Source organism: Sphingobium indicum BiD32, from assembly GCF_000382885.1.
GTDB classification, from domain to species: domain Bacteria; phylum Pseudomonadota; class Alphaproteobacteria; order Sphingomonadales; family Sphingomonadaceae; genus Sphingobium; species Sphingobium japonicum_C.
Window position 1 is genome coordinate 57,740 of sequence record NZ_CAVK010000061.1, and the last position, 25,637, is coordinate 83,376.

Sequence of the window (25,637 nt, forward strand, 5' to 3'; positions counted from 1 at the left end):
CATTTGCCTTATGGATCATCCTCTCGCAAAATTGCGCTCTGAGTGAGAGACGCTTCATCACAACGGTGCCCGGAAGAGAGGATCCTGATCACAGGCCGGAGCGCAGGAAGGAGCAAAAAGCCGAGGACGATACACATGAACGCACCGGAATCGCCAGGGAACCCCCTGACCCTGGACCAATGGCGACAGGTCGAAGAACTGACCCGGTCGCTTGATCCGATGCAGATGTGCTGGCTCAGCGGTTACTTCTCAGGGTTAGACGCCGGTTCGCGGCCGCCCCGCCCGCAGCCGGCGTCTTCCGTTTCCGCCCGGGCATTGACCATTCTGTATGGGACCGAAACAGGGAATTGCGCGGAACTCGCAAGAGCCCTCAAAACCGCCGTCGAGGAGAAGGGGCTCACTTGCACTCTATCGGACATGACCGATTACAAGGTGCGCCAGCTCTCCCAGGAACAGGATCTTCTGGTCATTGTCAGCACCTATGGAGAGGGCGACCCGCCGCAGCCTGCGACCGGTTTTTTCGAATTCATCGAGGGGCGGAAAGCCCAGAAGATGGACGGCGTGCGGTTCGCCGTGCTCGCTCTCGGCGATTCAACCTACGAATATTACTGTCAGGCCGGCAAGCGCCTCGATCAACGTCTCGAGGAGCTCGGCGGACACCGTCTCATCGCCCGCGTCGACTGCGATGTGGACTATGAGGACCCCGCCGACGCATGGATAAGCGCTGTTTCGGATCAGCTTGCGGCCGAGGCGCACGCTGGTCCGCCTCTCACTGCAGTTACTCAAGCCCATCCGATCGCCACGGCGCCATCGGCCTACGACAAACGCAATCCTTTTCCCGCGCCCATCATCGAGAACATGGCGATCGTTGGCCGCGGCTCGACGAAGGAAACGCGGCATATCGAATTCTCGATCGCCGGTTCGGGTCTTGTCTACGAACCTGGCGATGCGCTCGGCATCGCCGCCTCAAACGATCCCGCGGTGGTCGTCGACTTGCTGGAAGCATTGGGCTTGGCGTCAGAAACGAAGTTCGAGCTCAAGGGCCAGGTCTCTACCGTGGAGGAGGCCCTGACTCATCGCTTCGAGATCACGGCCGCGACGCCCCGTTTTCTCGATTACTGGGCGCTGCTCAGCGAAGCACCCTTCCTGCGGCAACTGCAGGAGGAGGACCGCGCTGGTGAGCGCTCTGTCTTCCTGCGGACCCACCATATTCTGGACATCGTGCGCCGCTTCCCGGTGCGAGATGTGATGCCCCAGGGCTTTGTCGCGGCCCTGCGTCCCCTCCAGCCGCGGCTCTATTCGCTGGCTTCAAGTCTTTGTGCGACCCCCGACGAAGCCCATCTCACGGTTGCACCGCTGCGTTACGGCCTCCACGGCACTGCGCGGAGCGGCGTTGCCTCAGGTCTCCTCGCCGACCGTGCGGAAATCGATACGGTCCTGCCGGTCTACATCCAGAGCAACCAGCATTTCCGGTTGCCAGCCAACGATGCCCCGATCCTCATGATCGGAGCGGGCACCGGCGTCGCGCCCTATCGCGCCTTCCTTCAGGAGCGCGAAGCACGCGGCATCGCTGCCCAGAGTTGGCTGTTCTTTGGTGAACGCAATTTCCGCACGGACTTCCTCTACCAGACCGAATGGCAGGGCTGGCTCAAGGACGGCACCTTGAGCCGGATGGATGTCGCCTTCTCGCGCGACCGGGCTGACAAGATATACGTCCAGCACCGCCTGAAGGAGCAGGCACGCGACATCTTCGCCTGGCTGGAGGAAGGCGCTCATATCTATGTCTGCGGCGACGCGGCCAATCTCGCGCCTGACGTGCACGAGGCGCTGATCGATATCGTCGCCCATGAAGCTCACACCGGCCGCGAAGCCGCAGAGGACTATGTCCGTTCGCTTCAGGCCGACCGCCGCTATCAGCGTGATGTCTATTGAAGGGACTTGAAATGACAGACACTACCCTGATCGACCGTAGCCGGGACCTGTCACAGTCGCTCGAACGGCTCGGGCCGGACGAAGCCATGAAGGATCGCAGCAACTATCTGCGCGGCTCCATCGCGGAAGGCTTGCTGGACCGGATAACGGGTGCTGTTCCTTCGGCCGATGACGTGAAGCTGATGAAGTTTCACGGCATCTATCAGCAGGACGACCGCGACCTGCGCGATGAGCGCCGCCGTCAGAAGCTGGAACCGGCCTATCAGTTCATGATCCGGGTCCGCCTGCCGGGTGGCGTCTGCACGCCGGCGCAGTGGCTCAAGCTCGATGAACTCGCCCGTCGCCACGGTGGCGAGACGCTGCGCCTCACTACGCGTCAGACCTTCCAGTTTCATTGGGTTCTCAAAGACAGCTTGCGGCCGATCATTCAGGGTCTGCATGAGGCCTTGCTCGATACCGTTGCCGCCTGCGGCGATGACAGCCGCGGCGTGATGTGCACCGTCAACCCGCAGAGCTCGCGGTTTCATGCCGAAGTCGCCGCCATGGCAAAGCGGGTGAGCGATCACGTCATTCCCAAGACCAGAGCCTATCATGAGATCTGGTATGGCAGCGAACTGGCGGCCAGCTCGGAAGCGGAAGAACCTTTCTACGGGCGAACCTATTTGCCGAGAAAGTTCAAGATCGGCTTTGCGCTTCCGCCCTCCAATGACATTGATGTCTACGCACAGGATCTCGGTTTCATCGCGATCGGTGGCGCCGCTGGCCTGGAGGGGTTCAACGTTGCCATTGGCGGCGGCATGGGCCGCACCGACCAGGCGCCGGAAACCTACCCGCGCCTGGCCAGCGTCATTGGCTTTGTTCCCGTCGATCGCGTCATAGCTTGCGCCGACGCTGTGATGACCGTCCAGCGCGATTACGGCGACCGCAAGGACCGCCAGCGCGCGCGTTTCAAATATACGATAGACGACAAGGGCCTCAACTGGATCAAGGCTGAGATCGAACGCATCATGGGGCTACCGTTCGAGAACGCGCGGCCCTGCGACTTTACTTCCAACGGCGACAGTTATGGCTGGAACTCCACGCCCGACGGTCGGCATCATCGGACGCTCATTGTCGAGAACGGCCGTCTCGATCTGACGCTGCTTGATGCGCTACGCGACATTGCGCGAACCCACCATGGTACCTTTCGGCTAACACCCAATCAGAATCTGATCATAGCCGGCGTCCGCTCCGAAGATCGGCCGGCGATCGATGCGATCCTTGCCGAGCACTTTCCTGACATTGATCATTTGTCTGTTCTCAGGCGCAACGCCATCGCCTGCGTGGCCTTTCCCACATGCGGTCTCGCCATGGCGGAGAGTGAGCGCTACCTGCCCAAACTGCTCGACAGGATCGAGGCAATCCTTGCTGATAACGGGCTCACCGATGAGCCTATCACGGTCAGGATGAGCGGTTGCCCGAACGGCTGCTCGCGGCCCTATATTGCAGAAATAGGGCTCACCGGCCGTGCTCCGGGTAAGTACAATCTCTATCTGGGGGGCGGTTTTCACGGCGAGCGACTGAATCGCATGGTTCGCGAGAATATCGGTGAGCCTGCAATCCTCGAGATTCTGGCAGAGGCGATCGGGCGTTTCGCCCGTGAACGGGAACCCGGCGAGCATTTTGGAGACTTCACCATCAGGGCCGGCATTGTCCGCGAAGTTACGGAGGGGCGCCACTTCAATGACTGACAACAGGATCGAACTTCCTCGTCCGGAGACGATAACGGCCGCCTATGGCGTCGCGGCCGACCCCGCTTTTGGCGCGGTCGCCCCACCGCTCTATCTCTCCAGTACCTACGAGTTCGCCGGCTTCGACGAACCACGTGTCTACGATTATGGCAGAGCGGGCAATCCGACCCGGAATCTTCTCGCCGATGCTCTTGCCAAGCTGGAGGGTGGGGCAGGGGCCATCATCACCTCGAGCGGGATGTCTGCTCTCGATCTGCTCGTCAGCCGCCAACGGCCGGACGATCTGATCCTCGCGCCGCATGACTGCTATGGCGGCACCATGCGCCTGCTCAAGGCACGAGCGGACCGCGGTCACTGCTCGGTTCGTTTCGTCGATCAATCGGATATAGCTGCCTATGCCGCCGCTTTGGAAGAGTTTCCGGCGCTTGTGCTGATCGAAACGCCGAGCAATCCGCTGATGCGGGTCGTCGATATCGCCGCCCTCGCCACGAAGGCGAGGACCGTCGGGGCCAAGATTGCCGTCGACAACACATTCCTGTCTCCCGCAATCCAGCGGCCGATCGCACTGGGCGCGGACTATGTCGTCCATTCCACCACAAAATACCTCAATGGCCATTCTGACGTGATTGGCGGAGCAGTCGTCGCAGCGGATCCCGCCGAGGTCGGCGAACTGCGTCAATGGGCGAACGTCGTCGGCAGTGCAGGAGCTCCTTTTGATTCCTGGCTGACCCTGCGCGGCATGCGCACGCTTTTTGCGCGCATGGAACGACAACAAATCAACGCCATGGCTATCGCTCATTATCTCGAGCGCCATCCGGTCGTGGCAAAAGTCCACTATCCGGGTCTCTCATCGCATCCCGGCCATGCTATCGCTTCGCGCCAGCAACGCGGCTTTGGCGCCATGTTGAGCTTCGAGCTGGCGGGCGGCGTATCGGCCGTTCGGCAGTTCATCGCCTCGGTCCGGTTCTTCACGCTCGCGGAATCCCTCGGGGGCGTCGAAAGCCTGGTTGCTCACCCGGCCACCATGACCCATGCCGATATGGGAGTGGAGGCTCGCGCTGCCGCAGGTATCAGCGACAGTCTGCTGCGGCTCTCGGTTGGCCTGGAGGCCGAGCAGGATCTGCTTGCCGGTCTTGCCGAAGGCCTCGCAGCATGTCGGGACTGACAAGTCCTGGCGCCCCAACGAAGGGAGGAAAGAATCCATGCCTGGCTATGTACTGATCGTCGATATCTTCGGTGCTATGCTCGCTTTCGCCGGCTTCTCGATGGCCTTCCGCCAAAGGGCGGTCCGGCGTCTCATCGGCCGCCCGTCACCGCCCGCCACATCGATTGCTCGTGCGAACAATGAAGATGATCCGATCACCTACATCCTGCGCATTGCAGGCATCATGATCATGGTCTTTGGCATCGTGATGGGCGGGATGGTCACCCTGGTCAACCTGAGGTAACGCGGTTCACGCTGGCCCGGAGGCAATGATGGATGAGGTTTCTGCTTCTCCCGCACCAGACTGGCATGTCAGCCAGTGGTTCAATACCGATCCGCTCACCCTGACAGCATTGCGCGGCAAGGTCATCGTGCTCCACGCGTTCCAGATGCTCTGTCCGGGCTGTGTCGCCAACGGCATACCTCAGGCGCAGCGGATCGCTCGCTTCTTCGGCCCCGATCATGTTGCCGTCATCGGTCTGCATACGGTGTTTGAGCATCACGAGGCGATGCCTCCTCAGGCACTCGCAGCCTTCATCCACGAATATCGCCTGACCTTCCCCATCGGCGTCGATCTTCCTGGCAAGACCGGGCCGATCCCACAGACGATGGCGGCCTATGCGATTCAGGGCACGCCGTCCTTGATCCTGATCGATCGACGGGGGTTAATGCGAAAACATGCCTTGGGAACCGAGGAGGATATGCGTGTCGGTGCCGATATCGCATTTCTCCTGGCAGAAGCAGGATAGTCTTATGACCCATGAATATGACGATCCCATCGCCCCCGAACTGCTCGCGGAGGCCGCTCGGTTCGTTGCCGGGCGGCACCGCGTCGAGGCTCGGAGCCTGGAAGAACTTGTCGAAGAGGTCGTCGTTCAACGCTTCTGCGGCAGTACCAACTCGACGCAAAACCGCAGCGGGGCGGTTCTTGTCGGGTTGAAGCAGGAAATCACGCGCCAGGTCCACATCATTGTCGCCAATCGCGACGTGATCGACGAGGTCGATGAAGCTTCGATCGAATCTTTCCCAGCGAGCGATCCGCCGGCCTGGATCGGCGGTGGGACAAGGAGAAGCTGATCATGGGCACCGTACACATCAAGCGGATTTACGCATCTCCCGCACCGGAGGACGGCTTCAGGGTTCTCGTCGATCGTCTCTGGCCGAGGGGGCTCTCGAAGGAGGCCGCTCACGTCGATCTTTGGCTCAAGGAGATCGCACCGAGCCAGGCCCTTCGCGAATGGTTCGGCCATGACCCCGCCCACTTTACCGAATTCCGGGAAAAATATCGCGAGGAACTCGACGGTAATCCCGAACCCGTCGCCCGCATTGGCGCGCTCGCCAAGAGCCAAGACGTCACGCTGCTCTACGGCGCCAGGGATACCCGAATAAACCAAGCCACCGTTCTGGCCGGCTATCTCGCGGACCGGGGCATTTCCCTCGTCCGCGCAGACTGAAGCTGCTGTCGCTGTTTTGAAGCTGATCCTGCGGACAGGGGTGATCCGCTGCTGAAGTGGATCGTCACCAATCCTCCGGGCTTCTCCATGGTGGGCTACCGAGTGCCCTCACCTCGCGGACAGGCCGTTAGCGCTTCGCCAACGCCGCCATAGGGCCGAAGATCGTCGGAAAGCCCCTCAAAGCTCTCAGCGCGAGCAACCTCCCAGCTTTGCCGGTAGAAGCCATCAGCGAGGCTGTCGTCCAGCAAAGAACCGGGTTCCAGAAAGCGATGGAGCTGCGCGAATTGCCGAATTTCGGTTGCGCTTACCCGCCGCACCAGATGTCGCGGGCGAAGCGCTGACGGGTGGCGCAATCCCGCCGCGGCGACCATGTCCGCAAGCGCGGTCAAGGTGTTCGCATGAAAGCGGAACACGCGGTCTGCCTTGTCCGGCACGACCAGCCCTCGCTGGCGCAACGGATCCTGCGTTGCAACACCCGTCGGACAGCGATTGGTATTGCAGGCAAGCGACTGGATGCACCCCAGCGCGAACATGAACCCTCGGGCCGAGTTGACCCAGTCCGCCCCGATCGCAAGCGCGCTCGCGATATCGAAAGCGCTGATTATCCTGCCAGCAGCGCCCACCTTGACCTGATGGCGAAGCCCTGCGCCGGTCAGGACATTGTGGACGAACAGCAACCCCTCACGCATCGGGACGCCGATATGGTCGGCAAACTCGACCGGAGCAGCACCCGTTCCTCCTTCTGCTCCGTCAACCACGACAAAATCGGGGTGGATGCCCGTTTCGAGCATTGCTTTGACCATGCCCATGAACTCCCAGGGATGGCCGATGCACAGTTTGAAGCCGACCGGCTTGCCATCCGACAATTCGCGCAGACGGCCGATGAACTGCATCATTTCGATCGGGTTCGAAAACTCCTGGTGAAGAGCCGGCGAAACGCAGTCCTGCCCCAACGGCACCTTGCGTGTCGCTGAAATCTCAGGAGTCACCTTCGCCGCTGGGAGGATCCCACCATGTCCTGGCTTCGCGCCCTGGCTGAGCTTGAGCTCGATCATTTTGACCTGCTCTAGTGCTGCCTGCGCGGCGAAACGCTGGGCATCGAACCGGCCGTGCTCATCCCGGCACCCGAAATAGCCGCTACCTATCTCCCAAACCAGATCGCCCCCTTCGCAGTGATAGGGGCTGATGCTGCCCTCTCCGGTGTCGTGATAGAAGCCACCGCGCGCAGCGCCCCGATTTAGGGCCCGGATCGCATTGGCGGATAGTGATCCGAAGCTCATTGCGGAAATGTTGAGGATCGATGCCGAGTAGGGTTGGCGACATTGATCACCGCCAACCGTCACCCGGAAATCGGCCGGATCGGCGCTCGGGACGGGCCGCGTCGAGTGATTGATGAATTCGTAGCCATCGCGATAGACGTCAAGGAGAGTCCCGAATGGATGATCCCCGGCCTCGTTCTTTGCCCGTCGATAGACCAGTGTTCGCTGCGCGCGGGAAAACGGCGCCGCCTCCTCATCGGCTTCGAAGAGATATTGACGAACAGCGGGCCGCAAGCTTTCGACGAACCACCGAACATGCCCTATCACGGGATAGTTGCGTTGTACGGCGTGTTTAGGCTGGAGCCAGTCGCGTGCGCCGAGCAAAGCAAGCACGGCGGCGGCGCCAGCCACCACCGACCAGCCGCGCGAACCGGTCACCGCCAACAGCAATGCCAGAACAGCCCCCAGACACAGGATAGTCCAGGGTAGAAGACGAACGTATCTCTGCCTCATTTTCCGTGCCCCCCAGATGTGCACCCGCCAAAATATCGCGCAGCCCTGATCGTGGAGGCATCCCGGCGAGACGATCTTCGCACGTTCAACCGGCAGGGCGCATTGGGAATATTGCGGATAGACCGGAAGGCGTCCAGCTTGCTCAAACTCCGGGATGCCCCACATCGCCACCCTGACGCTGAACCCCACCGTCGACGTCGCCTATGAAATCGACCGCCTCTTCCACACGCGCAAGATGCGAACCAGGTCTGAATTTCATAATCCGGGCGGCGGCGGCATCAACGTCGCGCGCGTGTTCGGCCGCCTCGGCGGCAAGGCCAGCAGCTACTATCTGGCGGGCGGCGCAACGGGCGATGCCCTCGACGCCTTGCTCGACCTTCATCATCTGGTTCGCAGCCGCATATGCATCGCGGGGCAGACGCGTATCGCATCTGCCGTGCTCGAACTCGAAAGCGGCAAGGAATTCCGCTTTGTCCCGCCCGGTCCGGCGATCCAGCCTGCCGAATGGCAGGCATGTCTGGCCCTGCTCGGAAACACACAATGCGACTTCATGGTCTTGAGCGGCTCGCTGCCGCCAGGTGTGCCCGACGACTTTTATGGTCAGGTTGCCGCACTGATGCGTCGCCGGGACATCCCTGTCGTGCTCGACAGTTCAGGATCCGGTCTCAGGGGCTGTCTCGATGAAGGCGGAATCTTCCTGGTAAAACCCAGCATCGGTGAGTTGCGGCAACTCACGGGACTGGCACTCTCCAATCCTGACGATATCGCCAATGCTGCCATGGCAATCGTACGAGCAGGACAAGCCGCCCATGTCGCCGTAACGATGGGGCGGGACGGCGCGATCCTCGCCAGCACTGCCGGACACCTCCACCTGCCAGCAGCACCCATCGAGGCCAAGAGCGCGGTCGGTGCCGGCGACAGCTTCCTCGCCGCCATGCTCTTTGCGATCGCGATTGACTGGGACATGAATGCAGCGTTTCGTTTCGGGATCGCCGCTGGCGCTGCCGCAGTCATGAGCCCGGGCCACGACCTGGCGCAGCCAAACGATATTCGGCGCCTATATCAGCAAGTTGCCCAAAAGCCCTGACACCATCGGATCGGCGAACAGGCCGCGGCGCGTTCCCCGATATCGCGTCTGTCATCCGTGTTGATCATCGGCGCGCATCAGGCGCGTCGGGACGTTCCAGCGAATCCAGGAGATCGATCAATGGAGCCTTCGAACTTCTCATGACCCCGCGATGCGGTTGCTCAAGATCCACAGTCACCATGAAGACGGCTGTGACAAGGGTTATGTAGACCACAATCCATATCGATGGTCCCTTGTATTGTTTGTGCGAGGTTTCCGTTTTGCCGATCATGAATACGCTCACCATCCCGAACAGAACCAGGAGAATGATTATGGTATCCGAAACCTGATTCTGGCTGCCATATAATGCCTTGTCATGCGTCATCGTCAGCCCGTTGAAACCGTTCATCAGTGGCGTATGCAAGGTTGGCGATTTTTTCTCGGATATGACCGCGGCTAGAAGCGACCGGATATTCTCCTGCCGTGCGCTGCTGTGGGCGGTAATCGCATTCATCTCGGGGGCTTCGATGTGAACGGTGCCGAACGCCAGGCGTTCCTTGACATACCCGATCAGTTCGCTGCGGATTTGCCCTCTTTCTGGGTCTTCAAGCATGGAAGAGGTGGCCGCAAAATCACCTATGGCGATAGCTTCGTCGAGCAGAAAGCCCTTCCTGTTTTCATACCGATCCGCAGCCCCCGAAAAGGAAAACGCCAACAGGAGTGCGAACAGCGCGATACTTGCATCGGCTATTCGCGTTCGACCGTTGTCAGTTGCCTGACCGACTTTGGGGGCAACCACGACGCCAACCCAACCCGCCAGCAGCATCAAAACGAAGAAGGCAATGCCCAATTTCCAGGCGTCGACATGTAAAATCACACTCATGATACGACAGGTCCCCCGGAACAGATTTTCAGAAGCGCAAGAATTTCAGGACACAAGCATTGTTTCTCCCAGGGACCGGATCGCCTCCGGTCTGAGCCTGCTTCGAGATCACCATGTCCATCTCAGAAGCGCTGCGTAATGCCTACGTAAACTTCCCTATCGGGGCTGTCGTGGTTGAGGCCGATGTTGAGCCCAGCATCGAGCTGCAACGCGTCAGTGGGCTGCCACCCAAATGACAGGCCGGCTAGCCCGATCGTGCTATGCCCGGCCGGTTCGCAATCACGAGCCATGGATAACTCAACCGTGGCGGAGAGCTTGTTGATGATCTCAAAGCCGAAACCAGCCGTCGTCCCGAACGCCAGGTGGCGGCCGCGGCCATCGCTGTCGACTACTGCGTCGATTCTGGGCGTGAGCGATATTGAAAGTCCTTTCGGGAGCTCAACGCTCATCGGCACCAGCAGGCCAATCCCCCAATCGCCAGCCCCCGATGGTGACGTGCCAATCGGCAATGTCACATATGGCATTACCGCAACGGCAGTCCCCGAGCCATCAGGATTACTGAGATTTTGACGCAGGGCGATGCTGATATCGCCTCCGCCGCCAGCCTCGCTCAAGCTTCCAGATTGCAAGTCGCGCGTTCGAGTGCGGCTATAACCGAACCATCCGAATTGTGCTTCAAGTGAATTGGTGACACCAACTCGGACGAGCAATTCTCCGCTCGAAACACTATCGGTTCGAACCGCAGCGTCGCTGTCTCGTACCCAGCTGCCCATCCCAAGTTCGACGACGACATGACCCCTATCGATCGTACATGCCGGGGTACCGAGGCCCGGGCGATCCGGACAAAGTTCCCGCAGCTTGGGAACATCTGGTTGGGATTGCGCCAGGGCCGGCCCGCTACTCGTTGCAAACGCCAGGATTGTAATGGCAATTGCCCAAAGCCGCGTCATTTTGCGTTCGATGTTGGCGGCAAGGGCAGTAACGACGTGTTCGACCTCTGGGGCGAGTCGAGCGAGGACATCGGGTTCTGGTTTTGAGCCATGAAAGCTTTCCCTGCGAACAGGAATATCCATGTGACCAGCACGAACGGGAACGTCAATGCAGGTACACCCAGCGGGGCAAGTGCCGCCGAAACGGCAGCATAGACGAACGGCGTGATAGTCGCAGCGAATAGGGCGTAAACAAGCGACGCTCGGCCTCGCGCCAGGAAGGTAGCGCCAAGCGCTATGGCGACCAGCACACTGTTGAAGCCAAAGGCGCCGGCACGGATCGCGGGCTCGGCCGCTCCCATGCCCCAGGCGACCAGCAGTCCGGTAGCGGAACCAGCCAACGCCGCCAGGCAAGCGGCCCGCGACCCCACCAACAAACCAATTGTGAAGAGGAAGCCCGTCAGCACGCTTTGCTGGAAAAAGACCTGTGCAATACCATTGAAAAGCCCTTCGCCGATCGTTTTGGCGACCACCACTCCCTCGACTGATACGGCCCTTGGCAGGCCGGCAGTCGGAAGCAGGTCCGTGGACTGAAGACGCCCGAAGCGGGCTGTCGCCAGGAAGAAGCACAGCGAGGTGAAGACAAAAGGTGCCGTCAGTGCCGGGATCTTCCAGATATCCAGCAGCCGACCCAGCGCTGCCATGACAATGGTAGAGCCAGCGGCGGCAAGAATGACGCACAACCAGGTGAGCGATGTCGGCTGGAGAAAATAGAGCAGGGCAATGGCAACGAGGCCGCCATTGAAACCATAGTGGCCGATACGTACGAGATTTCGATCGGCTCCGAGCAACATCGCCGTGGCTGTGCTGACGATCGTGCCAAGCAGAACGGCCACCCCGAACGGTACGGAATTACAGAAAATACCAATAGTGAATATTATTCCAGTGTAGCTGTTTCCTTGAAACATGACCTGGCCGATCCCGCGTAGAACGGAATCGAAAAAGCCGACGGTCCTAGAGAAAGCATCCTCACCTTCGGTTACGAAGCCTGAACTTGAAAAATATCCATTCATGACCCGCTTTCTCATTCTCTGCTCTCAATTCCACCTGAAACGGGCGCACAGACCGGCTTTAGAATGCCCTGATCAATCAGATACACCCAGCCATGAATGGTAAGCGATGCCATTTTCTTCCAGGCCCCCAGGACAATGGCATTGCAGGCGAGGGCTTCGACCTGCGCACGGACATTATACTCCGCGAGACAGTCCGCATCTCCTGCCGCACAAGAACCACCATGGGCGGCATGCAGGTCGCGGATAGGGGTCAGCCAATCGCCAACTGGGTCATCGGTCGCTGCCTCCATGGCAGCACGGATACCCCCGCAACCATAATGACCGACGACCAGGATGTGCGATACCTCCAATGCTTCGACCGCATATTGCAAGCTTGCCGAAAAATTCGGGTCATCCGCAGGTGCGAGATTGGCGACGTTTCGGTGGACGAAGATCTCACCTGGATTCAAGTTGAGCACCTGCGTCGCCGAAACGCGACTGTCTGAGCAGCCGATCCAGAAATAGCGGGGATTTTGCTGTTCAGCCCCGCGGAGGAAGAAACCGGGGTCAACGTTCTGCATGGTCCGTGCCCATGCATGGTTGCGTGCGAGCAACGCAGAGGAATCGCATTGGGCGTCCTGGCCGGCAAGGTTCTGATCTGCCTGCGAAACGCTGCGACTTAACACCATGTGCCGACCCTTCTATCGCAATGGGGCAGAAGCCGCGGATCACCCCCTGTGGAAATATTCATGCACTTGACCACGCCACGACCTCGCCTTGTGCGCGGTAATGGGCGGCCTTCCGTTCCTGCCCGTTTTGCCCACTGCCCCCTCAGCCTCTGGTTGGCCGTCTTCGCCTCACGTGACTAAAGTCGCGCTATATCCGTATGGCCTTGTGCGCTGCTCCCGGCAATCTCCTTGGATATCGTGCCCGTTCGCCTGTTCAGGGCTCCGAGCTTCCAGACGCGTGCGCCAGCACATGGAGCGCCATCACGGAACCTGGCCGATCAGTTGAAGCAGGCGAAGAAGAACCTGTTTGAAAACTCAAATGCACCACTGAGGCCCTGGAGCGGTGCCCGGCATGCCGAAACATCGGACGGCGCGGATGCAGTTGGCGATAGGGGGTTGCGAAGACATCATGGCGCAGGTCAATGGATCGGAACAACATTCATGACGGGTCGTTTCTCCGGTGAGAGGAGGCCAATCTTGACGCGATATTCTGTTGGCGACCATGTCAGCTGGAACTCAGAAGCGGGGCGTGTGTCGGGCCGGATCATCCGGGTGCATCACGCCGATTTCGACTATCGCGGGTACCGGCATCGGGCCTCAAAGAGCGACCCGCAGTATGAAATCAAAAGCGACAGGACCGACCATATCGCTGCTCACAAAGAAGCCGCGCTGACAAAGATCGAATAATGTCTGCACCTTTCGTCACCATTGGACATTCCAATCGCGATCTCGATGAATTCCTCGCTATGTTGCGTGATGCGCAAGTCGCCACCCTGGTTGATGTTCGCGCGTTTCCCCGCTCGCGGACCAATCCGGCTTTCAATATTGATCGATTGCCAGTTGCGCTGGCCGCGGTGCAAATTGGGTATCGGCATAGTTCGTCCCTGGGCGGACGCAGGCCCAAGCAGAATGACGTCGATACCGCGCTCAACGCGTTCTGGCGGGTGCAGAGCTTTCACAACTATGCCGACTATGCGCTGAGTAATTCTTTCGCCAGCGCACTTGAGGAGTTGATTGACCTCGTCCATGCTGGCCGCATTGCGCTGATGTGTTCGGAAGTCGCGTGGTGGCGCTGTCATCGCCGCATCATAACCGACTATCTGCTCCTGAACGGTCACCCAGTCGATCATCTGATGGCGCCCGGCCGTGCCGAGCCAGCCGCTCCGACCGCGGGAGCACAACGGGCTACTGATGGGAAGATTACCTACCCTGGGGTGACAGTGGCCTTGTAAACGTCGGCAAGAACATTCTTTCAGCTGTGCCGAGCCGCCATGCATGGCGTGCGAGCGCCTTCAGGCAGGGCTCCAAATCCGCTTTGTCGTCGCCTGCCTTCTGCGCCCCCTACAGATTGCTATTCGAAGCACCTCGGCCGTCGAGAAAGATCGTCAGGAGAAGGGCAGTATCGACAATCGCCCGCACCCCATGGGATGCCCCGCCGTCAAGATAGGTCCATTGATCCGCTTTGAGGCGAATGCGCGTTGGCGCGATATCCAACTCAACCTCACCCTCCAGGCAATGCAATGTGATATTACCGGGCACCTGATGCGCCGGGATTTCGGTGTTCGCGGGCAGAACCAGACGGATCGCCTCAAATTGGGCGGTTTTCACGATGGCAGTCGACGGCGTCTGTCTCAAGCCTGAACCAAGGGGGGCTAGATCGACGATCTCGCCAGGTTTTGCATGTTCTAGTGCCATGTCGCCAACTCTCCTTGCCCTTGCCGCAGTATCCCGCCTTGCGTAATCAGCTTGCCTGATAGGCAGAGGCCTCGCTGGCAGCCCGGAAAACTCAAGATCCTGCCCTTCACTCCCGCCAGTAGTTATTGGCGGCAGCAACCGTTTGAAAATGCGTTGCGATCACCTGCGAAGATGCAATCAATTGGGCCGTATCCTGCTCATATGATGAGCGAAGCTTGTCCCGCAGTTCCGCGGATGGTTGAGTGACCTTGACGCCGATGCGGGCCAACTTGGTAGCCAGGTCGAAGCCGTCCTGCGGCGTTGCGGTCCGTAGGGTAGGAAGCCAGGTTTCAGACATATCGCGTCCTTTCCATTGTTATTCCTGTGCGAAGCATCCGCCTGCAGGAGTATCCCCGACCATCACGCTCTCATGCCAGTGCACCGAGCAGAGGAAACCTAAAACAGCGCGCTTGCGCCGTACCGCATTCTGACGAACGCTCGAGGGCTTGTCAAAAGTCATATATGAGATGCATATTTTCACGGAAGCGCCCGCAACCGGCGAACAGCCTTTCCGCGCGCAGTCCATGGAGACCCTCGTATCGTCGACAGACGGATAGGGGCGTTCAAGCCGGAGTCCGTGCGCTTGCGTTGAGCCCCTCATTTCAGGCAGGCAATGACGGTCGCAATCACCGCCAATGTGGCGTCCGGGCCGGTGACACGGACGGTATCAAGTCCCAATTGCTTGGCGGGATAATCGTTCCCGCCTGGAAAAACGGCATCGCCCACGAACATCATGTCGCCCAGAGCGACACGGCTCGCATCCCGCAATTTTTTCAGACCATATGCTTTGTCGACCCCCGCCTGCGTAACATCGATGGAGGTGGTGCCGCCGATATTGATCGATACGTCGGGCAGTCTTGCGCGCAGGGCAGCCTGAATGACCTTGCGCTTCCGGAAATCAGGATCCCATTTCTCCTTCGCCGCCAACGGCGCCCGCTGCCCCAATGCGGAAAATGTGATCTGGCTTCCGCGATCCTCGATACGCTCCCCCCAGGACTGTTCCGGTACCAGTCCCGTCTCTTGGAGCACTACGTCAAAGGCTTCGAGAATCTCGGCTTTCTGACGATCGCTGAACAGGTTCGCATAGAGCGCCATCCATGTCCCATCACGATAGACGTAGAGTTTTGTGCCTGTCGTCGGCAACAGCCACAAGCGCGCAAGATCGGCCCGATGCGGCAATCGCGAGGCGACCTGTTTGTGAAACTGTGGCCAGTCGCCGCCGGAAATGATCGCCGCATCCGTCACTTGCAGTAAATCGGCCAAGGCTTCACCCATTGCCTCCGCCAAGGGCTGCTTGCTTTCAGCAAGCGTTCCATCAAGGTCAAAGGCAATGAGCTGTTTCATATTATATCTCAATAAACGCAATCATATTGCATGATATTGGAGCCTGATCGCGACCCCACACAATTGACCACTGTCTGGAAAATTGCCGCTGGACGATACGAGCAATCAGTGGAAACGCGCAAAGCCTTAAAAAGCTCCCATTCCTAGTGCATGCGCCTAACGCCCCCAGGGTAGGCCGCGTCAAAGCCCCGTCGCAATCGGATATTGAAATCCAAAGTCAATTATTTTTCTGACAAACAGCAATACCATTCGCTTGTCTGCATTTAATTTTGCTTCACTATCAGGTGCGTGCCCCTTCGGGTGTCGCGGATGTCAGATCGGGCAATCAATCGGGCGATCAGATGTCGGCGTAGTCGGGTTGTCTGACGGCGAACTGAAGCAAAGTGAAGGTGCGATGGCTTGGACCAACATTCTTGTGCCGGTACTGGGCGGCGAAAAAGACGCCCAACTCCTGACTGTCGCCAAAGCACTGGCCGAGCCGTTCAATGCCACAATCACGATGGTCTACGCATCGCCATCGCCACTCAGCCTCTTCAGTTGGGCGGGAGAAGGCAGCTTTGGCCCGACAGATGTCGCGATCAGAGCGCTGCAGGAAAGTGCCGACATGGGGCGAACTCGCTGCCGCGAACTTCTTGCGGCACTGGGCTATCCGAAGACCGTGTTCGAAGCCGTTGATGCAGAGGATTGGCTTGGCCTGCGCACGGTGTCGAGACTGGCTGACGTCGTGATCTGGGAGCGGTCTGCCACGCGCGGGCACGGGTTCTTTGCTAGCGCCTTCCAGCAAATCCTGCTCGACGAGCGCCGCCCCGCATTTATCGCCGATAGACCGCTGCCAGCGGGGGGAACCATCGCGATCGCCTGGGATGGCGGCCGCGAAGCTTCACGCGCGCTCCGCCGTGCCGTCCCATTGCTACGCGGCGCCGCCAAGGTTGTCCTCCTGAGCGTTCCTCATGCGATGACCCATCCGTGCGATGGGTCGCGCGCGGTGGACTATCTGGCAGACCAAGGCATCCGAGCGGAATCCACGGTTCTTCACACGCACGGTGATGCCGGTCCGGCGATCCTGGAAGCCGTCAAGAATGTCGGCGCAGATCTCCTCGTCTCCGGCGCCTTTGGCCATCCGCGGCTGCAACGGTTCATTTTCGGTGGCACGACGCAATTTCTGCTTGAAAGCCAATCCGGTGCTGCCTTGTTTCTCTCTCATTGAGGTCTCGGATGATGGAAAATATCAGCGCCCTCTCCCGCGGGTTTGAACGCTCGCCAAGAGCCGCACCGTCGGGAGCAGACACGGGCCGTCTGCATTTCTCCTGGTTGCCGGGTGTCTGCAAAATGCGGTCTCCAGCGCGGCCGTTGCATACTCCTGGCGAGCGTCGCCCAGACTGGCGAGCCGGCCGCTCGCCGGGTTGGGAGCACTGCCTGCCTGATCGATCCGCGCGTGTCCGTGTTCATCAAAGCGTCTCTGGTGACAGCGCGCCACAGGCCGTCAGCAAGCTCCAAGAAATTATGAAACCATCTCACCGCCTACGGATTAGGGGAGATAGAACCCAAGGATATTAATGCCGTGAAACCTCCCGCTCGTCCGCATACGCGCGAAGATGGTTCGCTTGAGCGCCTCGCGATCGACACGATCCGCACGCTGGCCATGGACGCTGTACAAAAGGCCAATTCCGGTCATCCGGGCACGCCAATGGCACTGGCCCCCGTCGCGCACACTTTGTGGACACGGTTCTTGCGCTACGATCCCGAAATGCCGGACTGGCCCAATCGCGACCGTTTCGTGCTGTCCTGCGGCCATGCCTCGATGCTGCTTTATGCCCTGCTGCATCTGGCCAATGTACGCGAGATTGACGCGCAAGGGCGCATGACGGGCCAGCCTGCGGTCAGTCTCGATGATATCCGACACTTCCGCCAACTCGGCTCCAGGACCCCTGGTCATCCCGAATTTCGTATGACGACCGGGGTGGAAACCACGACTGGACCGCTCGGCCAAGGCTGCGCCAATTCAGTGGGCATGGCGATCGCGCTGCGCTGGCTCGCCAAAACCTTCAATCGTGACGGCTTTCCGCTGTTCGATGGTGACGTCTATACGATCTGCTCGGACGGCGACATGATGGAAGGCGTGACGAGCGAGGCGGCTTCGCTGGCCGGCCATTTGCGCCTGTCCAACCTCTGCTGGATCTACGACAGCAACCGCATCACCATCGAGGGCGGCACCGATCTCACCTTCGACGAGGATGTCGCCGCACGCTTCGTCGCCTATGGCTGGCAGGTCGCGGTGGTTGAGGATGCGGAGGATACCGAGGCATTCGCCCGTACACTCGAGACCTATCGCGCAGTCGACGACCGGCCAATGCTGGTTATCGTGCGATCCGTGATCGGGATCGGCTTCCCGACGCGGGCCGGCACGCGCAAGGCGCATAGCGATGCTCCGGGCGAAGAGGAGATACGCGGCGCGAAGCGCAGCTATGGCTGGCCCGAGGATGCTTCCTTCCTGGTACCCGAGGAGGCCAGGAGAAGCTTTTCCGGCGCCATTGGGGGGCGCGGCAAGCCGCTGCGCCAGCAGTGGGAGAAAATGCTCGCACACTATCGCGCGGCCTATCCCGATCTTGCGGTGTTGTTCGACGCATTATGCGAGGGCCGGATGGTCGGCGATTGGCAAGACGCTCTGCCCAACTTCACGCCCGACGCCAAAGGCATCGCCAGCCGTGACGCCGGCGGCAAGGTGCTGAACGCCATCGCCGCCAAGATCCCGTGGCTGATCGGCGGTGCGGCAGATCTTTCACCGTCCACCAAAACCGAAATCAAGGACGCCGCCTCACTTGAAGCGATGACCCCCAGCGGGCGCAACATGCATTTTGGTATCCGTGAGCATGCCATGGGGGCAATCGCCAATGGCATGGCGCTGACCTATCTGCGGCCCTACACTGCCACGTTTCTGGTCTTTTCGGACTATATGCGGCCGCCGATCCGACTGGCAGCGATCATGAAACTGCCCGTGATCTTCGTCTTCACACATGACTCGATCGGTGTGGGCGAGGACGGACCGACACATCAGCCGATCGAACAACTCGCGGCACTGCGCGCCATACCTGGCCTCGATGTAATCCGTCCCGGCGATGCCAATGAAACTGCCGTCGCCTGGAAAATGGCGTTGCACGCTACCGATCATCCCACCGCCCTGATCTTCTCACGCCAGTCGATCCCAACACTCGACCGCAGGCGCTACGTTGACGCAGGCGGCCTGGAGAAGGGGGGCTATGTCCTGGCCGAGAGCGAGGGAACGGCCGATATCATCCTGATCGGCACCGGCTCGGAACTGCCATTGGTCGTGGCTGCCCATGAGCGGCTCACCGGTGAAGGGATCAGATCGCGCGTGGTCTCGCTGCCGAGTTGGTATCTTTTTGAGCAGCAGAGTGAAGCCTATCGCCAGAGCGTGCTGCCACGCGGCGTCCGTGCCCGGCTGGCGGTGGAGCAGGGCGGCGCGCTCGGTTGGGACCGCTATGTCGGTACCGATGGCGCGAGCATTACCATGTCCACATTCGGTGCCTCGGCGCCAATCGCCGCGCTGCAGGAGAAGTTCGGCTTCACGCTCGATGCGGTGTGCCTGGCCGCGCGCAAGCTGGTGGAGGGACGTTAGGTAGGTGGAACGATGACAAGTCTGCTCAGACAACTGCACGCTTCAGGCCAGGCGATCTGGCTCGATTTCCTGGATCGCCAGTTCCTCGCGGAGGGCGGGCTGCGCAAGCTCGCCTTGCACGATGGCGTGACCGGCGTAACTTCCAACCCGTCGATCTTCGAAAAGGCGATGGGTCATGGCGACGCCTATGACCCGGGCTTCCGCGCTGCCTTGGCGCAAGGCGATATCGGTGCCCAGGACCTCTACGAGAGCCAAGCGATCGAAGACATCCGGGCAGCCGCGGCGGACCTGCGCCCGGTCTATGAGCGGCTGAACGGACGGGATGGTTATGTCAGCATGGAGGTCTCGCCCTATATTTCGAACGATACGGGTGCGACAATTGCCGAGGCGCAGCGGCTCTGGCACCGGATCGGCGTCCCCAATCTCATGATCAAGGTGCCGGGCAACTCGGCCGGTGTGCCGGCGGTCCGTCAGCTCACTGCCGATGGGGTAAACGTCAATATCACACTGCTGTTTGCGATCGAGGCGTATCAGGCCGTTGCCGAGGCTTATATGGCGGGGCTCGAGGCGCGCCTCGCCAAAGGCGATCCAATCGACCGGATCGCGAGCGTCGCCAGCTTCTTCGTCAGCCGGATCGACGCACGTATCGACAAGACGATCGACGCGCGCCTTGCAGCGGGTGACCGCGAAGCCGAGGCGCTGACGGCGCTGCGCGGGAAGGTCGCCATCGCCAATGCCAAGCTCGCTTACGCCTGGTACCAGGAGATGATCGAAAGCAAACGCTGGCGCAATCTCGCGGCGCAGGGCGCGATGCCGCAACGGCTACTGTGGGCCTCGACCGGAGTAAAAGACCCGAGATTTCCCGACACGCTCTACGTCGATACGCTGATTGGGCCGGATACGATCAACACCATGCCGCCCCAGACGATGGCCGCGTTCCGCGACCATGGCACTTTGGCACAGACACTCGCGGCAGACCTTATCGGCGCACAAAATGTGTTGGCCGAAGTCGACCGGCTCGGGCTCGACCTCGCCGAGGTCACGGCGAGCCTCGTCAGTGACGGCGTAAACCAGTTTGCCCAGGCTACCGACGCGCTGCTGGGCACGGTAGCCGCGAAGCGCGCAGAAATTGTTGGAGACACGATCAACACGATGACCGCCACGTTGCCTGAGGCCTTGCGACAAAAGGTCGAGGTCCGGCTGGAGATGATGCGCAAGGAAGCGTGGCCGCGGCGCTTGTGGGAAGGCGATCCATCGCTGTGGACCGGCAAAGGCGAGGACCACTGGCTCGGCTGGCTCGCTGCCGGGCAAGAGCGGCAGGTCGACCCCGACGCGCTCGTCCGGCTGCGCGAGCACGCACAGACCAATACGAATGCCGTACTGCTCGGCATGGGTGGGTCCAGTCTTGGTCCAGAAGTGCTGGCGCGCATTTTGGGCAACGCTCCCAGCCACCCGCGCCTGCATGTCCTGGACACCACCGACCCTGCTCAGATCACGGAGGTCGCCAGGTCGATCGATCTGGAGAAAACGCTGTTCATCGTCTCCTCCAAATCGGGCTCGACGATGGAACCGGCGCTATTGCGCAGCTATTTTTTTGCCCTGTCTGGCCGGCAAGGCGACCAATTCATCGCGGTCACCGATCCGGGGTCCGATCTTGAGAAGATCGCCATGAACGACCGCTTCGCGCAAATCTTTTCCGGCGATCCCACAATCGGTGGGCGCTATTCGGTGCTGTCGGTTTTCGGTATGGTGCCCGCAGCCGTCATCGGTCGCGACGTGATGGCGCTCTATGCGGCTGCATCGCCCATGGTCCTGTCGTGCGGCGGTGATGTCCCACCGCAGGAAAATCCAGGCCTGTGGCTCGGCGCGATCATCGGCGAAGCTGCCACCGCAGGCCGCGACAAGCTGACTATTGTCGCATCCGCCCGCCTGGAACCTTTGGGGGCCTGGCTCGAGCAGCTTTTGGCCGAATCCACCGGCAAGAACGGGCACGGAATCGTTCCCGTCGATCTCGAGCCGCTGGGTGATCCTGCGAGCTATGGCGATGATCGCCTGTTCGTTCATTTCGCGCTGACCAGCGACGTCGATGCGGAACAGGAGGCGAAGCTGAACATGCTGGAGGCCGCCGGCCAGCCGATCGTGCGCATCTCCCTCGCTCAGCCAGAACGGATCACGCAGGAATTCTTCCGCTGGGAGATCGCCACGGCGATTGCGGGCGCGATCATCGGCATCAATCCCTTCGACCAACCCGACGTCGAGGCCGCCAAGGTCGCGGCGCGCCAGCTCGTCGCCGCCTATGAGACCGCCGGCACACTCGAACCCGAAACGCCCGTCGCCGAAGATGAGAATTTCGCGATCTTCGCACTGCAGGATGAAAGCGCACCGGACGACACCGTTATCGCGATGCTGCGCCGGCATTTCGCGGCCCTGGAACCGGGCAACTATGCCGGCTTCCTGGCCTATCTGGAACGCAATGCGTCGGATGCGGCCGCGCTGGCGATGATGCGCGTCGCGGTGCGGGATGCGCGCCGGGTGGCGACCGTTGCCGGCTTTGGGCCGCGTTTCCTCCACTCCACGGGACAAGCCTATAAGGGCGGCCCGAACAGCGGCGTGTTTCTCGTCATCACACGCGACCCCGACCCCGACCTTGCCATCCCCGGCCACAAGGCCAGTTTCGGCACCGTGCAGCTTGCGCAAGCCCGTGGCGACGCCGCCGTACTGGCGCAGCGCGGCCGCCGCGTCCTGCGGCTTCATCTCAAGAAATCAGGCGGCGGTCTTGAGGCTCTGCAAGCCGCGATCGCTGCGGCGTTGTAACCCGGCAAGGAAGGACTGACATGCAACTCGCGATCATCGGGATGGGACGCATGGGTGCCAACATCGCGCGCCGCTTGATGCGTGGAGGGCACGGCGTCGTGGTCTACGATCGCAAACCACAAATGGTGGACACGCTGAAGCAGGAAGGTGCGACTGGCGCCGGTTCGCTGGAAGAGGTGGCGGGAAAGCTCCCCCAGCCGCGGATCTTCTGGGTGATGCTCCCTGCCGGTGCCCCCACTGAAAGCACGGTCGAAGCACTGCTGCATCTCGCCAGTCCGGGCGACATCATCATCGACGGCGGCAACACCTTCTACAAGGACGACGTACGGCGTGCCGGGATCGCAGCGAAGAAGGAGGTCAGCTATGTCGATGTGGGAACGTCGGGCGGCGTCTGGGGGCTGGAGCGCGGCTATTGCATGATGATCGGCGGCGAGAAGGCGGCTGTCGACCTGCTCGATCCGATCTTCGACGCGCTCGCCCCCGGACTCGGAACGATCCCCCGTACTCCGGGCCGACTGGCGCAGACCGGAGAGGATTCCCGTGCCGAAAAGGGCTATATCCACGCTGGACCACCGGGTGCCGGCCATTTCGTCAAAATGGTCCATAACGGCATCGAATATGGCTTGATGCAGGCCTATGCCGAAGGCTTCGACGTGCTGAGCGGCCGATCATCGGACACGCTCCCGGCGGACGTACGATTCGACCTCAACCTCACCGATATCGCCGAGGTGTGGCGGCGCGGCAGCGTCATCTCTTCCTGGCTGCTCGACCTATCCGCCGCAGCGTTGGCGAAAGACCAGATGCTCACCGACTTCAGCGGGAGAGTCGCCGATTCTGGCGAGGGCCACTGGACGGTCGAGGCCGCCATGGAAGAAGCGATCCCGGTCCATGTCCTGTCGGCCGCGCTTTTCGCGCGCTATCGCAGCCGGGTGGAAGGCACGTTCGGCGACAAGCTGCTCTCGGCCATGCGCTTCGGCTTCGGCGGCCACGTCGAAATCCCGCAATGAGGAAAGCGCCGATTCCTCCTGCCGCGACAATCGTCGTCTTCGGCGCAATGGGGGATTTGGCTCGTCGCCTTCTTATGCCCGCGCTTGTCAATCTGAAGCAAAGCGGGCTGCTACACAGGAAAACCACTTTTCTGGGCGTCAGTCATGACGAGGGCGATGCTGTGGCGTTGTACGAAAGACTCTCGCAGTTCGTTGAGAAAAATGCCGAATGGGACTCCTGGCGCGAAAACATAGACTATCTGGCAGGTGAATTCGAAGATCCGGCCATTTACGAGCTTCTCGCCAACCGTCTCAAGGGTGATGTCATCTTTTATCTGGCGACCGCGCCCGCTTTCTTTGCGCCGATCGCCGAGGCCCTGGGTCATGCCAGGCTACTGGATGAAGCGGATGGGTTTCGCAGGATCGTCATCGAAAAGCCTTTCGGGACGGATCTGGCTTCAGCTCGAACACTGAACCAGCGTCTACTGGCCCAAGCCAGCGAGCAGCAACTCTATCGGATCGATCATTTCCTGGGCAAGGAAACGGTTCAGAACATTCTAGTCACACGGTTCGGCAACGCAATGACCGAAGCCGTGTGGAACAACCATTATGTCGATCATATCCAGATCACGGCGGCAGAAACGGTCACCATTGGCAGCCGCGGTGCCTTCTACGATGCTACAGGCGCACTGCGTGACATGGTGCCGAACCACCTGTTCCAGTTGCTCGCCCTCATCGGCATGGAGCCTCCGATCAGTCTGGACGCTGAAGCTTTGCGGACGGAACGGGCAAAGGTCATCGCAGCAATCCGGCCGATCGATCCGATGGACGCGGTGCGGGGCCGCTATACGGATGGAGCGATCAACGGCGAGGCGGTCGCCAATTACCGGAGCTCCCCGGGTGTCGCAACCGATAGCCGAACCGAAACCTATGTGGCGCTCAAGCTGATGGTGGAAACGTGGCGCTGGCACGGTGTTCCGTTCTATTTACGCACGGGTAAAGCCCTCAAAGCGCGCGATACCGAAATAATCATCCGCTTTCGTGAGGCGCCTCTCAGCCTGTTCCGGGATGCCCCCGCTCAAAAATTGCCGCCCAACCGTCTGGTGCTTCAGATTCAGCCCCGTGAAGGCCTGGCGCTGGAGTGGGCCGTCAAACAACCGGGGCCTTTGCTTCAGACGACACCCGCCAGCCTGCGCTTTGCTTATGCTGACCTTTTCGATCTGGGTCACCGTACGGGATATGAGACCTTGCTCTACGATGTCCTCGTCGGCGATCAGACCCTGTTCCAGCGTGCCGATCAGATCGAAGAGGGCTGGCGCGCCATTCAACCGTTGCTCGATGCTTGGCGGTCGGGCGAACCGGACGAGTATGTGGCCGGCAGCGCGGGGCCTGATGCTGCGGATGCGCTGATCGCCCGGGATAATCGTACGTGGCACGCTGTCCGATGATGGGTCCGCTACGCCTATTGATATCCGACGTGGATGGCACGCTTTTGCGCAGCGACAAAAGCCTTGGGCCTCCCGTCATCACCGCCGTGCGCCGCCTGATGGCTAGCGGCGTCGAGGTTGCTCTCATTAGTGCCCGGCCGCCGAGCGGTATGCTTTGGCTGGCAAACGAACTCGGGCTGTCGCATGCCATGGCTGCGTTCAATGGCGGCACCCTCGTGGGGCAGGACGGGGCGATACTCGCTGTATCCCGGCTGCCGTTACAGGTGGCCACCCGGGCGTGGGATTCGCTCGAACGTCCGGCGATTGTCAGATGGCTATTCAGCGCCGGCCGCTGGTATACGCAAAGCGCGGACGGGCATCACGCCGATCGAGAGCGTGTAACGACCAGGCAGGAACCCTGTGTTCGATCTGACTTTTCGGATCTTCTCGCTGAGGCCGACAAAATCGTCGCCGTGTCGGATGATCCTTCGGCACTGGACGATCTGGAGAGCGAACTCACTCAGACATTGGGCAAAGAAGCTACCGTCATGCGATCGCAATCCTATTACCTCGATATTACGGCGCTGGACGCAAACAAGGGGCATGGGGTGATGGCTCTCGCCGCCAGAGCAAACATCGATCTCGCCAATGTGGCGGTGATCGGCGACCAGTGCAACGATCTGCCGATGTTCGCAAAGGCCGGCCTTTCGATCGCGATGGGACAGGCGCCCGGCGCTGTTCGCGCTGCAGCGGATTGTGTCACGCTGTCCAATGACGACGATGGACTCGCCACCGCGATCAATGATGTCCTATTTCCCCTGATTGAACCGCCGCGCAGAACTCGAGGCCCCGCTTGAGGCCGGAGGCGCAAGCGTTGATTGCATCGGCGCCTGCTGCCCTGTCCCCATAGTCCGGCCGGGCTGCTGCTAGCATGGTACATCCCGA

At 60.6% G+C, this 25,637-nt stretch carries 24 protein-coding genes; 16 read left to right on the forward strand and 8 right to left on the reverse strand.

Annotated elements, in window-relative coordinates; genetic code table 11:
* Positions 1–135 precede the first annotated feature (135 nt).
* From EBBID32_RS06685 to EBBID32_RS06715, 7 genes are read left to right on the forward strand one after another with little or no spacing between them, the layout of a single operon-like run.
* Positions 136–1,932, forward strand: coding sequence for an assimilatory sulfite reductase (NADPH) flavoprotein subunit (locus EBBID32_RS06685; protein WP_037489246.1), 1,797 nt, complete (start codon positions 136–138; stop codon positions 1,930–1,932).
* On the forward strand, positions 1,929–3,662 hold the full coding sequence (locus tag EBBID32_RS06690) for an NADPH-dependent assimilatory sulfite reductase hemoprotein subunit (RefSeq protein ID WP_269212853.1): 1,734 nt from the start codon (positions 1,929–1,931) through the stop codon (positions 3,660–3,662). The genes EBBID32_RS06685 and EBBID32_RS06690 overlap by 4 nt, the downstream gene beginning before the upstream one ends.
* Positions 3,655–4,827: a cystathionine gamma-synthase gene (gene metB, locus EBBID32_RS06695; protein ID WP_006952810.1), complete on the forward strand. Its 1,173-nt coding sequence runs from the start codon at positions 3,655–3,657 to the stop codon at positions 4,825–4,827. Before EBBID32_RS06690 ends, metB begins: the two co-directional genes overlap by 8 nt.
* Positions 4,828–4,864: 37 nt before the next feature.
* Positions 4,865–5,110 carry a hypothetical protein gene (locus EBBID32_RS06700; RefSeq protein ID WP_006952812.1) on the forward strand — a complete coding sequence of 82 codons (246 nt, stop codon included), beginning with the start codon at positions 4,865–4,867 and terminating at the stop codon, positions 5,108–5,110.
* Between the two features lie 25 nt (positions 5,111–5,135).
* The gene (locus tag EBBID32_RS06705; RefSeq protein WP_006952814.1) at positions 5,136–5,615 is read left to right on the forward strand and encodes a TlpA disulfide reductase family protein; all 480 of its coding nucleotides are present in this window, start codon (positions 5,136–5,138) and stop codon (positions 5,613–5,615) included.
* Between the two features lie 4 nt (positions 5,616–5,619).
* Positions 5,620–5,943, forward strand: coding sequence for a hypothetical protein (locus tag EBBID32_RS06710; protein WP_006952816.1), 324 nt, complete (start codon positions 5,620–5,622; stop codon positions 5,941–5,943).
* 2 nt (positions 5,944–5,945) lie between these two features.
* Positions 5,946–6,320, forward strand: coding sequence for a DUF488 domain-containing protein (locus EBBID32_RS06715; RefSeq protein WP_006952818.1), 375 nt, complete (start codon positions 5,946–5,948; stop codon positions 6,318–6,320).
* Positions 6,321–6,415: 95 nt separating this feature from the next.
* Here EBBID32_RS06715 and EBBID32_RS06720 read toward each other — a convergent pair whose 3' ends face one another.
* A complete protein-coding gene (locus tag EBBID32_RS06720) occupies positions 6,416–8,257 on the reverse strand; it encodes an FMN-binding glutamate synthase family protein (RefSeq protein WP_231382131.1) in 1,842 nt (613 codons plus the stop codon).
* Between EBBID32_RS06720 and EBBID32_RS06725 the strand changes: the two genes are divergently transcribed.
* Positions 8,247–9,179, forward strand: coding sequence for a 1-phosphofructokinase family hexose kinase (locus EBBID32_RS06725; RefSeq protein WP_006952822.1), 933 nt, complete (start codon positions 8,247–8,249; stop codon positions 9,177–9,179). The two genes, EBBID32_RS06720 and EBBID32_RS06725, sit on opposite strands and share 11 nt — an antisense overlap.
* 64 nt (positions 9,180–9,243) lie before the next feature.
* On the opposite strand, the gene EBBID32_RS06730 is transcribed toward EBBID32_RS06725, so the two are convergent.
* The 4 genes from EBBID32_RS06730 to EBBID32_RS06745 form a co-directional block, all read right to left on the reverse strand.
* The gene (locus tag EBBID32_RS06730; RefSeq protein WP_006952824.1) at positions 9,244–10,041 is read right to left on the reverse strand and encodes a hypothetical protein; all 798 of its coding nucleotides are present in this window, start codon (positions 10,039–10,041) and stop codon (positions 9,244–9,246) included.
* Positions 10,042–10,163: 122 nt separating this feature from the next.
* Entirely contained in the window at positions 10,164–10,991 is an 828-nt protein-coding gene (locus tag EBBID32_RS06735) for a transporter (RefSeq protein ID WP_006952826.1), read from the reverse strand.
* Positions 10,988–12,043 carry an urea transporter gene (locus tag EBBID32_RS06740; protein ID WP_006952827.1) on the reverse strand — a complete coding sequence of 352 codons (1,056 nt, stop codon included), beginning with the start codon at positions 12,041–12,043 and terminating at the stop codon, positions 10,988–10,990. Before EBBID32_RS06740 ends, EBBID32_RS06735 begins: the two co-directional genes overlap by 4 nt.
* 11 nt (positions 12,044–12,054) lie before the next feature.
* Positions 12,055–12,603, reverse strand: a complete 549-nt coding sequence (locus EBBID32_RS06745; protein ID WP_006952828.1) for a carbonic anhydrase — start codon at positions 12,601–12,603, stop codon at positions 12,055–12,057.
* Between the two features lie 345 nt (positions 12,604–12,948).
* On the opposite strand from EBBID32_RS06745, the gene EBBID32_RS24810 reads away from it, so the two are divergent.
* Both EBBID32_RS24810 and EBBID32_RS06755 read left to right on the forward strand, forming a co-directional pair.
* Positions 12,949–13,437 (forward strand): DUF2945 domain-containing protein, encoded by a 489-nt coding sequence (locus EBBID32_RS24810; protein WP_231382132.1) that lies wholly within the window; start codon positions 12,949–12,951, stop codon positions 13,435–13,437.
* Positions 13,437–13,982: a DUF488 domain-containing protein gene (locus tag EBBID32_RS06755; RefSeq protein WP_037489307.1), complete on the forward strand. Its 546-nt coding sequence runs from the start codon at positions 13,437–13,439 to the stop codon at positions 13,980–13,982. Before EBBID32_RS24810 ends, EBBID32_RS06755 begins: the two co-directional genes overlap by 1 nt.
* A 109-nt stretch (positions 13,983–14,091) precedes the next feature.
* On the opposite strand, the gene EBBID32_RS06760 is transcribed toward EBBID32_RS06755, so the two are convergent.
* The 3 genes from EBBID32_RS06760 to EBBID32_RS06770 form a co-directional block, all read right to left on the reverse strand.
* On the reverse strand, positions 14,092–14,445 hold the full coding sequence (locus EBBID32_RS06760; protein WP_037489308.1) for a cupin domain-containing protein: 354 nt from the start codon (positions 14,443–14,445) through the stop codon (positions 14,092–14,094).
* A gap of 106 nt (positions 14,446–14,551) precedes the next feature.
* Complete coding sequence (locus tag EBBID32_RS06765; RefSeq protein WP_006952832.1) at positions 14,552–14,782, reverse strand: hexameric tyrosine-coordinated heme protein; 231 nt, start codon at positions 14,780–14,782, stop codon at positions 14,552–14,554.
* A gap of 299 nt (positions 14,783–15,081) precedes the next feature.
* The gene (locus tag EBBID32_RS06770) at positions 15,082–15,828 is read right to left on the reverse strand and encodes an HAD-IIB family hydrolase (RefSeq protein ID WP_006952834.1); all 747 of its coding nucleotides are present in this window, start codon (positions 15,826–15,828) and stop codon (positions 15,082–15,084) included.
* 358 nt (positions 15,829–16,186) lie between these two features.
* Between EBBID32_RS06770 and EBBID32_RS06775 the strand changes: the two genes are divergently transcribed.
* From EBBID32_RS06775 to EBBID32_RS06800, 6 genes are all read left to right on the forward strand, one after another.
* Positions 16,187–17,035: a universal stress protein gene (locus EBBID32_RS06775; RefSeq protein ID WP_231382126.1), complete on the forward strand. Its 849-nt coding sequence runs from the start codon at positions 16,187–16,189 to the stop codon at positions 17,033–17,035.
* A 354-nt stretch (positions 17,036–17,389) separates the two neighbouring features.
* Entirely contained in the window at positions 17,390–19,465 is a 2,076-nt protein-coding gene (tkt, locus tag EBBID32_RS06780) for a transketolase (protein WP_006952838.1), read from the forward strand.
* Positions 19,466–19,477: 12 nt separating this feature from the next.
* Positions 19,478–22,279 carry a bifunctional transaldolase/phosoglucose isomerase gene (locus EBBID32_RS06785; protein WP_006952843.1) on the forward strand — a complete coding sequence of 934 codons (2,802 nt, stop codon included), beginning with the start codon at positions 19,478–19,480 and terminating at the stop codon, positions 22,277–22,279.
* A 20-nt stretch (positions 22,280–22,299) separates the two neighbouring features.
* Entirely contained in the window at positions 22,300–23,286 is a 987-nt protein-coding gene (gene gnd, locus EBBID32_RS06790; protein WP_006952845.1) for a phosphogluconate dehydrogenase (NAD(+)-dependent, decarboxylating), read from the forward strand.
* Positions 23,283–24,713, forward strand: coding sequence for a glucose-6-phosphate dehydrogenase (gene zwf, locus EBBID32_RS06795; protein ID WP_037489309.1), 1,431 nt, complete (start codon positions 23,283–23,285; stop codon positions 24,711–24,713). The genes gnd and zwf overlap by 4 nt, the downstream gene beginning before the upstream one ends.
* Positions 24,713–25,549 (forward strand): Cof-type HAD-IIB family hydrolase, encoded by an 837-nt coding sequence (locus tag EBBID32_RS06800; protein ID WP_196805607.1) that lies wholly within the window; start codon positions 24,713–24,715, stop codon positions 25,547–25,549. The genes zwf and EBBID32_RS06800 overlap by 1 nt, the downstream gene beginning before the upstream one ends.
* Positions 25,550–25,637: the final 88 nt, after the last annotated feature.

Excerpts from the sequence above, each read along its gene's own strand:
- EBBID32_RS06685 (WP_037489246.1), top strand. The coding sequence starts at position 136 with ATGAACGCACCGGAATCGCCAGGGAACCCCCTGACCCTGGACCAATGG.
- metB (WP_006952810.1), top strand. The coding sequence starts at position 3,655 with ATGACTGACAACAGGATCGAACTTCCTCGTCCGGAGACGATAACGGCC.
- EBBID32_RS06700 (WP_006952812.1), top strand. The coding sequence starts at position 4,865 with ATGCCTGGCTATGTACTGATCGTCGATATCTTCGGTGCTATGCTCGCT.
- EBBID32_RS06705 (WP_006952814.1), top strand. The coding sequence starts at position 5,136 with ATGATGGATGAGGTTTCTGCTTCTCCCGCACCAGACTGGCATGTCAGC.
- EBBID32_RS06710 (WP_006952816.1), top strand. The coding sequence starts at position 5,620 with ATGACCCATGAATATGACGATCCCATCGCCCCCGAACTGCTCGCGGAG.
- EBBID32_RS06715 (WP_006952818.1), top strand. The coding sequence starts at position 5,946 with ATGGGCACCGTACACATCAAGCGGATTTACGCATCTCCCGCACCGGAG.
- EBBID32_RS06725 (WP_006952822.1), top strand. The coding sequence starts at position 8,247 with ATGCCCCACATCGCCACCCTGACGCTGAACCCCACCGTCGACGTCGCC.
- EBBID32_RS06720 (WP_231382131.1), bottom strand. The coding sequence starts at position 8,257 with ATGTGGGGCATCCCGGAGTTTGAGCAAGCTGGACGCCTTCCGGTCTAT.
- EBBID32_RS06730 (WP_006952824.1), bottom strand. The coding sequence starts at position 10,041 with ATGAGTGTGATTTTACATGTCGACGCCTGGAAATTGGGCATTGCCTTC.
- EBBID32_RS06735 (WP_006952826.1), bottom strand. The coding sequence starts at position 10,991 with ATGACGCGGCTTTGGGCAATTGCCATTACAATCCTGGCGTTTGCAACG.
- EBBID32_RS06740 (WP_006952827.1), bottom strand. The coding sequence starts at position 12,043 with ATGAATGGATATTTTTCAAGTTCAGGCTTCGTAACCGAAGGTGAGGAT.
- EBBID32_RS06745 (WP_006952828.1), bottom strand. The coding sequence starts at position 12,603 with ATGCAGAACGTTGACCCCGGTTTCTTCCTCCGCGGGGCTGAACAGCAA.
- EBBID32_RS06755 (WP_037489307.1), top strand. The coding sequence starts at position 13,437 with ATGTCTGCACCTTTCGTCACCATTGGACATTCCAATCGCGATCTCGAT.
- EBBID32_RS06760 (WP_037489308.1), bottom strand. The coding sequence starts at position 14,445 with ATGGCACTAGAACATGCAAAACCTGGCGAGATCGTCGATCTAGCCCCC.
- EBBID32_RS06765 (WP_006952832.1), bottom strand. The coding sequence starts at position 14,782 with ATGTCTGAAACCTGGCTTCCTACCCTACGGACCGCAACGCCGCAGGAC.
- EBBID32_RS06770 (WP_006952834.1), bottom strand. The coding sequence starts at position 15,828 with ATGAAACAGCTCATTGCCTTTGACCTTGATGGAACGCTTGCTGAAAGC.
- EBBID32_RS06785 (WP_006952843.1), top strand. The coding sequence starts at position 19,478 with ATGACAAGTCTGCTCAGACAACTGCACGCTTCAGGCCAGGCGATCTGG.
- gnd (WP_006952845.1), top strand. The coding sequence starts at position 22,300 with ATGCAACTCGCGATCATCGGGATGGGACGCATGGGTGCCAACATCGCG.
- zwf (WP_037489309.1), top strand. The coding sequence starts at position 23,283 with ATGAGGAAAGCGCCGATTCCTCCTGCCGCGACAATCGTCGTCTTCGGC.
- EBBID32_RS06800 (WP_196805607.1), top strand. The coding sequence starts at position 24,713 with ATGGGTCCGCTACGCCTATTGATATCCGACGTGGATGGCACGCTTTTG.